This is a genomic window from Duganella sp. SG902 (assembly GCF_013376005.1).
GTDB lineage: Bacteria > Pseudomonadota > Gammaproteobacteria > Burkholderiales > Burkholderiaceae_D > Rugamonas.
This window is the reverse complement of the sequence record NZ_JABMJK010000001.1, coordinates 572,448-585,070: the sequence shown is the minus strand read 5'-3', so window position 1 is coordinate 585,070 and position 12,623 is coordinate 572,448. Positions and strand designations below refer to the sequence as shown.

Genomic DNA, 12,623 nt, shown 5'->3' with positions numbered 1-12,623 from the left:
GGAGTATGATTGTTTGACTAATATCCGAGGATTCTCCCATGAATAAGTTTCTCCAGTTTGGCCTGCTGTTTGCCGCTTTCTGCGCCCTGTTTGGCCGCGCGGATGCCGCCGATGACACCGAAACCCGCTCGATTCCCATCGACGCGCGCGTGGTGCGGGTCAAGCTGGACGGCGTGATCGACCTGAAATTGCGCCAGGGCGACGTGCCCTCGCTGCGCCTGATCGGCGAAAGGCGCTATCTGGAAAAACTGACGGCGTCGCAAAGCGGCGACACCTTGCATCTCGAAACCGAGGGGCGCGGCATGAAAGTGGGGCGTTCAACCACCCGTGCCGAGCTGGTGCTGCCAAACTTGCGCCAAGTGGTGTCGGAAGGCGTGGGCCAGACCGAAATCAACGGTTTCAGCGGCGAGGAGCTGGAACTCACCATGGATGGCGCCGGCAGCATGAAGGTGGTGTGTGACTACAAGGCGATCAAGGCCAATCTGGGCGGCGTGGGCAGCATGAACCTGTGGGTCAGCGAGAACGAGCACGCCGACCTCGACCTGCGCGGCGCCGGCTACATCACGCTGGGCGGGCGCAGCAAGCTGCTCAAGGCCAATCTGGGCGGGGTGGGCGGCTTGAACGCGCAGCAGTTCCAGGCCGAGTCGGTCAATGTCGAGTTGAGCGGACTGGGCAACGCCACCGTCACCGCCAAAACCAACGCCACCCTGAACCTGAGTGGCCTGGGATCAGTCATCGTTTATGGCAAGCCTTTGAATCGCAACGTCAGTGTTGATGGTTTGGGCAAAGTCAGCTGGAAATAATAACTATGAAAAAAATCATACTCATGTTGGTCATCGCCTTGGGCTTGCCGCAAGCCGCGATGGCCGGATTCGCCGAGGGAGCAACCGCGTACAACAGTAAAAACTACGCGGTGGCATTGAAAGAGATACGGCCGCTGGCGCAAGCCGGCAACGCCGACGCCCAGCACTTGCTGGGCCTGATGTATTACATGGGGCGTGGCGTGCCACAGGATTACAAGCAGGCGCTGGAATGGCACCGCAAGGCGGCGCAGCAGGGCAAGGCCGACGCGCAATACGTGGTGGGCGCCATGTATTACACCGGCAACGCGGTGATCCAGGACCACAAGCAGGCGGTGTCCTGGTTCCGCCGCGCCGCCGAGCAGGGCCATCCGGATGCGCAGCAGGTGCTGGGCCTGATGTATCGCTATCACATCGGCGGCATGCCGCAGGATAACGTGATTGCCTATATGTTATGGAACCTGGCGGCGGCCAACGGCTCGGTCAACGCGGCCGAGCAGCGTTCGGCCGTCATCAAGACCATGACGCCGGAGCAGATCGAGGAAGGGCAGGCGCTGTCGGCCTCCTGGAAGCCGAACACGCCGCTGCCGCAGAAATCGCGCACGGGCGGCGGCTGAGGCCCGGAAGTCGTACAATCGCCCTTTATTAATAAGCATTGATAGAGGGCGAATGATGCGCGCGATTGAAATCACCCACCCCGGCCCGGCCGATGTCCTGAAACTCTGCGAACGCCCGATGCCGGCGGTCAAGGCCGGCGAAGTGTTGATTAAAGTGCATGCCGCCGGCGTCAACCGCCCGGACGTGTTCCAGCGCATGGGCAATTACGCGCCGCCGCCGGGCGCCTCCGACATCCCCGGCCTCGAGGTGGCCGGCGAAATCGTCGACGGCGACCTCGATTACACCACCCTCGATATTGGCGATCATGTGTGCGCTTTGGTGCAGGGCGGCGGCTACGCCGAGTATGTTGTTGCGCCCGTGCAGCAGGTTTTACCGGTCCCAAAAGGCTGGTCGATGCTGGAAGCGGCCACAATTCCGGAAAATTACTTCACAGTCTGGAGCAACGTGTTTGACCGCGCCAAATTAGTTGGCGGAGAGACATTATTAGTGCAGGGCGGCAGCTCCGGCATCGGCGTCGCGGCGATCCAGCTGGCCTCGGCCATGGGCCATCGCGTGTTCGCCACCGCCGGTTCGGACGACAAGGTGGCGGCCTGCGTGGCGCTCGGCGCCGAGCGCGGCATCAACTATAAAACCGAGGATTTCGCCACCGTGGTCAAGTCGCTCACCAACGACCGCGGCGTCGACGTGATTCTCGACATGGTGGCCGGGGACTACCTGCCACGCGAGGTTTCCTGCCTTGCCGACGATGGCCGCATCGCCGTCATCGCCACCCTGGGCGGCGGCAAATCGACGCTGGACGTGGGCCAGGTGCTGCGCCGCCGCCTGACCATCACCGGCTCGACGCTGCGCCCGCGTTCGGCGGAATTCAAGGGCGCGATCGCGCGCCAGCTGAAGGAAAGGGTGTGGCCGATGATGGCCGAACGCAAACTCAAGCCGGTGATCCACACCGTCTTCCCGTTGGAACAGGCGGCCGCCGCGCATGCGCTCATGGAGAGCAGCAGCCACGTCGGAAAAATCATGTTGCAGGTGATTTGATAGCGATTTCATTGTAAAATGCGTAGTAAATTTACGGTTTTAGCTAGCCGGGGATTTCCTTTGCCTGTTTGACCGGCGCTTTTTGCGCACGGTAAAATGGCGAGTTGATTAATCTTTAGGCTAGCTATGCGTCGCAAACTCGTCATCGGTAACTGGAAAATGAACGGCAACCGCGCCGCCAACTCGGCACTGTTGTCCGGCATCGTCGCCGGTCTGAATGACTTTGGCGCCGATTGCGCGGTGTGTGTGCCCGCGCCTTACCTGGCCCAGTGCCAGGCGCAGCTGGCCGGCACGCCGGTGGCGTGGGGTGGTCAGGATGTCTCGGTGCACGCCAGCGGTGCCTACACCGGCGAGGTGTCGGCCGCCATGCTGGTGGACTTCGGTTCGACCTATGTGTTGTGCGGCCATTCCGAGCGCCGCGCGTATCATGGCGAGAGCAGCGCGCTGGTGGCGCAAAAAGCCTTGGCCGCGCTGGCTTCCGGCCTGACCCCGGTGGTGTGCTTCGGCGAAACGCTGGCGCAGCGCGAGGCGGGGCAGACCGAGGATGTGATCTGCGCCCAGCTGCAAGCCGTGCTGGATGCGATCGAGCCGGCGCAGGTGGGCAAGCTGGTGTTGGCTTACGAGCCGGTCTGGGCGATCGGCACCGGCAAGACCGCCACGCCGCAAATCGCGCAAGACGCCCACCGCTTCCTGCGCGAGTGCGTGGCCAGGAAGGATGCGGTGGCGGCGCAGGGTGTGCAAATTCTGTACGGCGGCAGCATGAAGCCGGAGAATGCGAAAGAATTGATGGCCCAGCCGGATATTGACGGCGGCCTGATTGGCGGTGCGGCATTAAAGGCGACTGATTTCCTCGGGATTATCCAGGCCGTTTAAAGCACTGATTTAAGCAGTAGAAACAAAACGATACAAAACTTTTATTTTGGAATGGAATAACATGGGCAGCTTGTTCAATCTGGTTATCGTAGTGCAGGTGGTATCGGCAATCGCCATTATTGGCCTGGTATTGCTGCAGCATGGCAAGGGCGCCGACATGGGCGCCGCCTTCGGCTCCGGCGCTTCCGGCAGCCTGTTCGGCGCCACCGGCTCGTCGAACTTCATGTCCAAATCCACGGGCGTGGCGGCGGCGATCTTCTTCAGCGCCACCCTGGCCCTGTCGTACATCACCACTCATCAGACCAACAATGTCAGCGGCGGCGTGATGGATAAAGCCCTGCCGGCGGCACCTGCCGCTCCGGCCGCGGCGCCTGCGGCAGCTCCGGCCGCGCCGGCCGCACCAGCCGCACCAGCCGCTTCGACCCCGGCTCCTGCAAACTCGATCCCGAAGTAATATAATCGCTGTAGTAAATCAGTCGTTGTTGATATTTTTTTAAGTTGTTTGCACATTGTTTTGGCAGTATCTTGGCGATGGCAAAAATAGTTAAAGATTTATCGTGTTTCTTCTTGTTTTGACGCAATACGGGATTAACAACCGCGTGAAAACGAAGTAAAATAACGGCCTTATGCCGACGTGGTGAAATTGGTAGACACGCTATCTTGAGGGGGTAGTGGCGCAAGCTGTACGAGTTCGAGTCTCGTCGTCGGCACCAGAACATAGGCCAGCAAGGGTGGTACCAAGCTGGCTTTTTTACGAGGATGTGTCGTTCGATCCTGGTCTTCAGCAATACGATTGGGGCGAACGTTAAGCGCACCGCAAAACACCGCGATGTGTCCTTTCAACTGACCGTTCAACATAAGCTCATCAATCGTGAACCTCGAAAATTATCTCCCCGTTCTCTTGTTCATCCTCGTCGGTCTCGGCGTAGGTATCGCTCCCCAAGTGCTGGGCCATATCCTGGGCCCGAAAAAGCCTGACGCTGCAAAGCTGTCCCCGTATGAATGCGGCTTCGAAGCCTTCGAAGACGCGCGCATGAAATTCGACGTGCGTTACTACCTCGTCGCAATTCTCTTTATTTTGTTCGATCTGGAAACGGCATTCTTCTTCCCTTGGGGCGTATCCATGCGCGAACTGGGCTGGCAGGGTTTCGTGACGATGATGGTGTTCATCGCTGAATTCGTGGTCGGTTTTTGGTATATCTGGAAGAAAGGTGCCCTTGATTGGGAATAAGCCATGGCTATTGAAGGCGTATTAAACGAAGGTTTCATCACCACCTCGGCCGACAAGCTGATCAACTGGGCGCGCACGGGTTCGATGTTCCCGATGACGTTCGGTCTGGCCTGCTGCGCGGTTGAAATGATGCACGTGGGCGCGGCCCGTTACGACATGGACCGCTTCGGCGTGGTGTTCCGTCCATCGCCGCGTCAATCCGACGTGATGATCGTGGCCGGCACGCTGTGCAACAAGATGGCCCCGGCACTGCGCAAGGTCTACGACCAGATGCCGGAGCCGCGCTGGGTCATCTCGATGGGTTCCTGCGCCAACGGCGGCGGCTACTATCACTACTCCTACTCCGTGGTTCGCGGCTGCGACCGCATCGTGCCGGTCGACGTGTACGTGCCAGGCTGTCCTCCAACTGCTGAAGCCCTGTTGTACGGCATCATGCAGCTGCAGAACAAGATCAAGCGCACCAACACCATCGCACGCTAACGGGGGCGCTACAAGAAATGACTACTCATCTGGAAAAACTCCAAACCGCCCTCGGCACTGCCCTGGGCGATCGCGTTACTACGGTCGTTGCGCTAGGCGAGATCACCATCACGGTGAAGGCCGCCGACTACTACGGCGTGATGCAGACCCTGCGCGATGACAAATCGCTGGGCTTCGATCAGGCCATCGACCTGTGCGGCATCGACTACCTGAACTACGGCGACGGCGCCTGGGACGGCCAGCGTTTCGCCGTGGTCGTGCATCTGCTGTCGGTCAAGCACAACTGGCGCGTGCGCGTGCGCGCGTTCTGCGCCGACGACGACATGCCGCTGCTGCCGTCGATCACGCCGCTGTGGCGCGCCATGAACTGGTACGAGCGCGAAGCGTTCGACATGTACGGCATCCTGTTCGAGAACCACAACGACCTGCGCCGCATCCTGACCGACTACGGTTTCATCGGTCACCCGTTCCGCAAGGACTTCCCGGTGTCGGGCTACGTCGAAATGCGTTACGACCCCGAGCAGAAGCGCGTGATCTACCAGCCGGTCACCATCGAGCCGCGTGAAAACGTGCCGCGCGTGATCCGCGAAGAAAACTACGGGAAGTAAGAACATGGCAGAAATTAAGAACTACACCCTGAACTTCGGTCCGCAACACCCGGCCGCGCACGGCGTGCTGCGCCTGGTGCTGGAGCTGGACGGCGAGGTGATCCAGCGCGCCGACCCGCACATCGGCCTGCTGCACCGCGGCACCGAGAAGCTGGCGGAACAGAAGACCTACCTGCAGTCGGTGCCGTACATGGACCGCCTGGACTACGTCTCGATGATGTGCAACGAGCACGCCTACGTGATGGCGATCGAGAAGCTGCTGGGCATCGACGTGCCGCTGCGCGCACAGTACATCCGCGTCATGTTCGACGAGATGACCCGTATCCTGAACCACCTGATGTGGCTGGGCGCGCACGCGCTGGACGTCGGCGCCATGGGGCCTTTCCTGTACTGCTTCCGCGACCGCGAAGACCTGTTCGACTGCTACGAGGCGGTGTCGGGCGCGCGCATGCACGCGGCCTACTACCGTCCGGGCGGCGTGTATCGCGACCTGCCGGACAGCATGCCGCAGCACAAGCCATCGATCATCCGTTCGGCCAAGGCCATCGACAAGCTCAACGAAGACCGCCAGGGTTCGATGCTGGACTTCATCGAAGCCTTCACCAACCGCTTCCCGACCTACGTCGACGAATACGAAACCCTGCTGACAGACAACCGTATCTGGAAACAGCGTACCGTCGGCATCGGCGTGGTGGCGCCGGAAGACGCGCTGGCCATGGGCTTCACCGGCGCCATGCTGCGCGGCTCGGGCATCCAGTGGGACCTGCGCAAGCACCAGCCGTACGAAGTGTACGACCTGATGGACTTCGACATCCCGATCGGCACCAACGGCGACTGCTACGACCGCTACCTGGTGCGCGTGGAAGAGCTGCGCCAGTCGAACCGCATCATCAAGCAGTGCGTTGAATGGCTGCGCAACAACCCGGGTCCGGTCATGACCAGCAACCGCAAGGTGGCGCCGCCATCGCGCGTGGACATGAAGACCAACATGGAATCGCTGATCCACCACTTCAAGCTGTTCACCGAGGGCTTCCACGTGCCGCCGGGCGAAGCGTACAGCGCGGTGGAGCATCCGAAGGGCGAATTCGGCGTCTACCTGATGTCCGATGGCGCCAACAAGCCATACCGCGTGAAACTGCGCGCTCCAGACTACGCACACTTGCAGTCGCTGGATGAAATGGCGCGTGGCCACATGATTGCCGACGCTGTGACCATCATTGGCACGCAAGACATCGTGTTCGGCAGTATTGACCGCTAAGTCCGAGAGGCAAAAAGAATGTTGTTATCTGAGCAGTGCTACAAAAAAATCGATCGCGAGCTGGCCAAGTACCCAGACGATCAGCGCCAGTCGGCCGTGATGGCCGCGCTGGCCCACGCGCAAGTGGAGCTGGGCTGGGTGTCGCCGGACGTCATGCAGGAACTGGCGGACTACATCCGCATGCCGGCCATCGCCGTGCAGGAAGTCGCGACTTTCTACAATATGTACAACCTGAAGCCGGTCGGCAAGCACAAGATCACCGTGTGCACCAACCTGCCTTGCGCCCTGTCGGGCGGCGAGCGCGCGGCGCACCACCTGAAACAAAAGCTGGGCATCGACTACCGTGACACCACGGCCGACGGCGAGTTCACGCTGATGGAAGGCGAGTGCATGGGCGCCTGCGGCGACGCACCTGTGCTGCTGGTGAATAACCACCGCATGTGCAGCTTCATGACCAACGATAAAATCGACTCCCTGGTGGAGGAACTCAAGAAATGACGTCACTCCATAACCGTCACATCGATCCAGTCATTCTCGCCGGCCTCGACGGCGAGAATTGGCATTTGGAAGACTACGTCAAGCGCGGCGGCTACAGCGCCCTGCGCCGTATCATCGAAGAAAAAATCACCCCGGAACAGATCATCGCCGACCTGAAAGCGTCGTCGCTGCGCGGCCGTGGCGGCGCGGGTTTCCCTACCGGCCTGAAGTGGAGCTTCATGCCGCGCCAGTTCCCGGGCCAGAAGTACCTGGTATGTAACTCAGATGAGGGCGAGCCGGGCACTTTCAAGGACCGCGACATCCTGCGCTACAACCCGCACGCGCTGATCGAAGGCATGGCCATCGGCGCCTACGCCATGGGCATCACCGTCGGCTACAACTACATCCACGGCGAAATCTTCGAGGTGTACACCCGCTTTGAAGAAGCGCTGGAAGAGGCGCGCGCCGCCGGCTTCCTGGGCAATAACATCATGGGCAGCGAGTTCAGCTTCCAGCTGCACGCGCACCACGGCTATGGCGCCTACATCTGCGGCGAGGAAACCGCGCTGCTGGAATCGCTGGAAGGCAAGAAAGGCCAGCCACGCTTCAAGCCGCCATTCCCGGCGTCGTTCGGCCTGTACGGCAAACCGACCACCATCAACAACACCGAAACCTTCGCCGCCGTGCCGTTCATCCTGAACATGGGCCCGGAGAAGTACCTGGCGATCGGCCGTCCGAACAACGGCGGCTCGAAGATCTTCTCGATCTCGGGCGATGTTGAGCGTCCGGGCAACTATGAAGTCCCGCTGGGCACCCCGTTCGCCAAACTGCTGGAACTGGCCGGCGGCATGCGCGGCGGCAAAAAGATCAAGGCGGTCATCCCAGGCGGCTCCTCCGCGCCAGTGGTGCGCGGCGAGATCATGATGCAGACCGACCTCGACTACGATTCGATCGCCAAAGCGGGTTCGATGCTGGGTTCGGGCGCGGTCATCGTCATGGACGAGACCCGCTGCATGGTCAAGGCCATGGAACGCTTGGCGTACTTCTACTTTGAAGAATCGTGCGGCCAGTGCACCCCATGCCGTGAAGGTACGGGCTGGATGTACCGCATGATCCACCGTATCGAAAACGGTCAGGGCCGCCCGTCGGACCTGGACGTGTTGAACTCGGTTTGCGACAACATCCAGGGCCGCACGATTTGCGCGCTGGGCGACGCGGCGGCCATGCCTATGCGTGCGTTCATCAAGCAATTCCGCGAAGAATTTGAACACCACATCGAGCACAAGCAATGCTGCGTGCCCGCTTACATCTAAGCGTCACAGGTAACGATCACCATGGTTGAAATCGAAATAGACGGCAAAAAAGTCGAAGTCCCTGCTGGTAGCATGGTGATGGACGCCGCCAACAAACTGGGAACCTACATTCCGCACTTCTGCTATCACAAGAAATTGTCGATCGCAGCCAACTGCCGTATGTGCCTCGTCGAAGTGGAGAAGGCCCCCAAGCCTTTGCCAGCATGCGCCACGCCGGTCTCGGCGGGCATGATTGTGCGCTCCTCGTCGGACAAGGCCGTGCAGGCACAGAAGTCCGTGATGGAGTTCCTGCTGATTAACCACCCGCTGGACTGCCCGATCTGCGATCAGGGCGGCGAGTGCCAGCTGCAAGACTTGGCCGTGGGCTACGGCAAGGGCGAATCGCGCTACGAAGAAGACAAGCGCGTGGTCGCGCCTAAAGATGCCGGCCCGCTGGTGTCGATGCAGGAAATGGCGCGTTGCATCCAGTGCACCCGTTGCGTACGCTTCGGCCAGGAAGTGGCCGGCGTGATGGAGCTGGGCATGATCGGCCGCGGCGAACACTCGGAAATCACCGCGTTCGTCGGCCAGACCGTGAACTCGGAAATGTCCGGCAACATGATCGACCTGTGCCCGGTCGGCGCGCTGACGTCGAAGCCATTCCGCTACAGCGCCCGTACCTGGGAACTGTCGCGCCGCAAATCGGTCTCGCCGCACGACGGCCTGGGCGCCAACCTGATCGTTCAGGTCAAGGGCGGCAAGGTCAAGCGCGTGCTGCCGCTGGAAAACGACGCCGTCAACGAGTGCTGGATTTCCGACAAGGACCGCTTCTCGTACGAAGGCCTGGACACCGCCGACCGTCTGACCCAGCCGATGCTGAAGCAGGGCGGCGAGTGGAAAGAAGTCGATTGGCAGACCGCCCTGGAATACGTGGCGCACGGCCTGAAGAACATCAAGCACGAACACGGCGCCAATGCGCTGGCCGCCGTGGCCACGCCGCACTCGACGCTGGAAGAACTGCACCTGCTGCAAAAGCTGACCCGCGCCATGGGCTCGGACAGCGTGGAAACCCGTCTGCGTCAAAGCGACTTCTCGCTGGACGTGACCCCATGGCTGGGCATGTCGATCACCGAATTCGGCGCGCTGAACCGCGCCTTCGTGATCGGCTCGTTCCTGCGCAAGGATCACCCGCTGCTGGCCACCCGTCTGCGTACGGCGGTGAAGGGCGGCGCCAAGCTGTCGATCCTGCACGCGACCGACGACGACCTGCTGATGAACGTCGCCAACAAGATGATCGTTGCGCCGTCGGAGTGGCTGTCGGCGCTGTCGCAAGTGGTGGTTGCCGTTGCCAAGGCCAAAGAGGTCGCCGCTCCTGCCGGCTTCGAAGGTGTGCAAGCATCCGACGCTGCTGCCGCGATCGCCGCTTCGCTGCTGTCGGGCGAGAACAAGGGCGTGTTCCTGGGTAACGCCGCCGCCCAGCACCCGCAAGCTGCCGCGTTGCACGCGGCCGCACAGTGGATCGCTGAGCAGACCGGCGCCAAGCTGGGCTACCTGACCGAAGCCGCCAACACCGTCGGTGCGTACATCGCCAACGCCAACGGCGGCAAAGTGCCAGCCTTCACCGAGCCGAAGCAAGCTTACCTGCTGCTGAACGCCGAGCCGGAACTGGACGCGTACAACCCGCAAGCCGCCATTGCCGCGCTGAAAAAAGCCGAGATGGTGGTGGTGATGTCGGCCTACAAGCATGGCCTGGACTACGCCGACGTGCTGCTGCCGGTTTCGCCATTCAGCGAAACCTCGGGCACCTTCGTCAACTGCGAAGGCCGCGCGCAAAGCTTCAACGGCACCGTCAAGCCGCTGCTGGAAACCCGTCCCGCGTGGAAAGTGCTGCGCGTGCTGGGCAACGTGCTGGGCCTGTCGGGCTTCGACTACGACACCTCGGAAGCGATCCGCGACGAAGTGCTGGGCGCCGGCGTGACCGACGTGTCGGCCAAGCTGAACAACGTGTCCAAAGTGGCACTGAGCGCAGCCACCGCTGTCTCGACCGGCACCGAACGCATCGCCGACGTACCGATCTACTTTGCCGACGCCATCGTGCGCCGCGCCGAGTCGCTGCAGAAGATGGCCGACGCGGCCGCGCCGAAAGCGCACCTGTCGAGCGCCCTGGCGCAGCAACTGGGTGTCGCCGCCGGCGACAAGGTCAAAGTCACCCAAGGTTCCGGCAGCGCGATCCTGGTCGCCGCTGTTGACGCCAAACTGCCAGCCAACGCCGTGCGCGTGGCCGCCGCGCACGCGTCGACCGCCGCACTGGGCGGCATGTTCGGTTCCATCACCGTTGAAAAAGCAGGAGAGGTGAAATAATGGCTCTGCCTGAATTCGTCAATACCATCAATTCCCTGGGCGCGAACAGCGTGCTGGCCCCTGTGTGGCCGGCCGTCTGGGCCCTGATCCGCATCGTCGTGGTGCTGCTGCCACTGATGGGTCTGGTTGCTTACCTGACCCTGTGGGAACGCAAGTTCATCGGCTGGATCCAGATCCGCGTCGGTCCGAACCGCGTCGGCCCTGGCGGCCTGCTGCAGCCAATCGCTGACGCGCTGAAACTGTTGTTCAAAGAGATCATCACCCCGGCCAAGGCCAACCCTGGCCTGTTCGTGATCGGTCCTATCATGACCATCATGCCGGCGCTGGCTTGCTGGGCGGTGGTGCCGTTTGGTCCGGAAGCTGTGCTGGCCAACGTCAACGCCGGCCTGCTGCTGCTGATGGCGATCACCTCGATGGAAGTCTACGGCATCATCATCGCGGGCTGGGCCTCGAACTCGAAGTACTCCTTCATGGGCGCGATGCGCGCTTCGGCTCAGATGATTTCGTATGAAATCGCCATGGGCTTCGTGCTGGTGGTGGTGCTGATGGTGTCCGGCTCGCTGAACTTCATCGACATCGTGCAAGGCCAGCAGAAGGGCTTCGGTGCCGAGCATGGCCTGAATTTCCTGTCGTGGAACCTGATTCCGCTGCTGCCGCTGTTCGTGGTCTACCTGACCTCCGGCCTGGCCGAGTGCAACCGCCACCCGTTCGACGTGGTGGAGGGCGAATCGGAAATCGTGGCCGGCCACATGGTGGAATACTCGGGCATGGCCTACGCCATGTTCATGCTGGCTGAATACGCCAACATGATTCTGATCGCTGTGCTGGGTTCGATCATGTTCCTGGGCGGCTGGTCGGCACCATTCGCCTTCCTGGAATTCTGGGGCGGTTTCGGCGGCTTCTTCTGGTTGTTCGCGAAAGCGTTCTTCCTGGTGTCCGTCTTCATCTGGGTGCGTGGTACTTTCCCTCGCTACCGTTACGACCAGATCATGCGTCTGGGCTGGAAAGTCTTTATCCCGCTGACGCTGGTGTACCTGGTGTTCGTTGCAGGCTGGATGCAGACCTCCTGGAATATCTGGAAGTAAGGATTAAAGAAAATGGAACGTTTAAAAGACTTCATCGGCAGCTTCATGCTGACCGAGCTGATCAAAGGGATGGCGCTGACGGGCAAGTATATGTTCTCGCGCAAGATCACCGTGCAGTACCCGGAAGAGAAGACCCCGATGTCGCCTCGCTTCCGCGGCCTGCACGCGCTGCGCCGCTACCCGAATGGCGAAGAGCGCTGCATCGCCTGCAAACTGTGCGAAGCGGTGTGCCCGGCGATGGCCATCACCATCGAATCGGAACAGCGTGATGACGGCTCGCGCCGCACCACCCGTTACGACATCGACCTGACCAAGTGCATCTTCTGCGGTTTCTGCGAGGAGTCGTGCCCGGTTGATTCGATCGTTGAAACGCATGTGCTGGAATACCACGGCGAAAAACGCGGCGATCTGTACTACACGAAAGAGATGCTGCTGGCCGTTGGCGATCGTTACGAAAACCAGATCGCCGAGGCCCGCGCGGCGGACGCTCCATATCGCTGACGGA

General features: G+C 61.2%; 14 protein-coding genes and 1 tRNA gene. All 15 read left to right on the top strand.

Going from position 1 to position 12,623, the window contains the following annotated elements:
• Positions 1–38: 38 nt before the first annotated feature.
• The 15 genes from FHW83_RS02615 to nuoI all read left to right on the top strand — a co-directional run bounded on the left by FHW83_RS02615 (position 39) and on the right by nuoI (position 12,619).
• Positions 39–803, top strand: a complete 765-nt coding sequence (locus FHW83_RS02615) for a GIN domain-containing protein (RefSeq protein ID WP_176644777.1) — start codon at positions 39–41, stop codon at positions 801–803.
• Between the two features lie 5 nt (positions 804–808).
• Entirely contained in the window at positions 809–1,417 is a 609-nt protein-coding gene (locus FHW83_RS02610) for a tetratricopeptide repeat protein (protein WP_176644776.1), read from the top strand.
• A gap of 55 nt (positions 1,418–1,472) precedes the next feature.
• A complete protein-coding gene (locus FHW83_RS02605) occupies positions 1,473–2,453 on the top strand; it encodes an NAD(P)H-quinone oxidoreductase (RefSeq protein WP_176644972.1) in 981 nt (326 codons plus the stop codon).
• A 126-nt stretch (positions 2,454–2,579) separates the two neighbouring features.
• The gene (gene tpiA / locus FHW83_RS02600) at positions 2,580–3,326 is read left to right on the top strand and encodes a triose-phosphate isomerase (protein ID WP_176644775.1); all 747 of its coding nucleotides are present in this window, start codon (positions 2,580–2,582) and stop codon (positions 3,324–3,326) included.
• A 61-nt stretch (positions 3,327–3,387) separates the two neighbouring features.
• On the top strand, positions 3,388–3,780 hold the full coding sequence (gene secG, locus FHW83_RS02595) for a preprotein translocase subunit SecG (RefSeq protein ID WP_176644774.1): 393 nt from the start codon (positions 3,388–3,390) through the stop codon (positions 3,778–3,780).
• Positions 3,781–3,954: 174 nt separating this feature from the next.
• A tRNA-Leu gene (locus FHW83_RS02590) sits at positions 3,955–4,039 on the top strand.
• 158 nt (positions 4,040–4,197) lie between these two features.
• Entirely contained in the window at positions 4,198–4,557 is a 360-nt protein-coding gene (locus FHW83_RS02585) for an NADH-quinone oxidoreductase subunit A (protein WP_072780614.1), read from the top strand.
• A 3-nt stretch (positions 4,558–4,560) separates the two neighbouring features.
• Positions 4,561–5,037 (top strand): NADH-quinone oxidoreductase subunit B family protein, encoded by a 477-nt coding sequence (locus tag FHW83_RS02580; RefSeq protein WP_008450353.1) that lies wholly within the window; start codon positions 4,561–4,563, stop codon positions 5,035–5,037.
• A 17-nt stretch (positions 5,038–5,054) separates the two neighbouring features.
• The gene (locus FHW83_RS02575; protein ID WP_176644773.1) at positions 5,055–5,645 is read left to right on the top strand and encodes an NADH-quinone oxidoreductase subunit C; all 591 of its coding nucleotides are present in this window, start codon (positions 5,055–5,057) and stop codon (positions 5,643–5,645) included.
• Positions 5,646–5,649: 4 nt separating this feature from the next.
• Complete coding sequence (locus FHW83_RS02570; protein WP_176644772.1) at positions 5,650–6,903, top strand: NADH-quinone oxidoreductase subunit D; 1,254 nt, start codon at positions 5,650–5,652, stop codon at positions 6,901–6,903.
• A gap of 18 nt (positions 6,904–6,921) precedes the next feature.
• The gene (gene nuoE, locus FHW83_RS02565) at positions 6,922–7,401 is read left to right on the top strand and encodes an NADH-quinone oxidoreductase subunit NuoE (RefSeq protein WP_176644771.1); all 480 of its coding nucleotides are present in this window, start codon (positions 6,922–6,924) and stop codon (positions 7,399–7,401) included.
• A complete protein-coding gene (gene nuoF / locus FHW83_RS02560; protein ID WP_176644770.1) occupies positions 7,398–8,693 on the top strand; it encodes an NADH-quinone oxidoreductase subunit NuoF in 1,296 nt (431 codons plus the stop codon). Before nuoE ends, nuoF begins: the two co-directional genes overlap by 4 nt.
• 21 nt (positions 8,694–8,714) lie before the next feature.
• On the top strand, positions 8,715–11,033 hold the full coding sequence (gene nuoG / locus FHW83_RS02555) for an NADH-quinone oxidoreductase subunit NuoG (protein ID WP_176644769.1): 2,319 nt from the start codon (positions 8,715–8,717) through the stop codon (positions 11,031–11,033).
• Positions 11,033–12,118, top strand: coding sequence for an NADH-quinone oxidoreductase subunit NuoH (nuoH, locus tag FHW83_RS02550; RefSeq protein ID WP_176644768.1), 1,086 nt, complete (start codon positions 11,033–11,035; stop codon positions 12,116–12,118). The genes nuoG and nuoH overlap by 1 nt, the downstream gene beginning before the upstream one ends.
• A 12-nt stretch (positions 12,119–12,130) precedes the next feature.
• Complete coding sequence (gene nuoI / locus FHW83_RS02545) at positions 12,131–12,619, top strand: NADH-quinone oxidoreductase subunit NuoI (RefSeq protein ID WP_019920325.1); 489 nt, start codon at positions 12,131–12,133, stop codon at positions 12,617–12,619.
• Positions 12,620–12,623 lie beyond the last annotated feature (4 nt).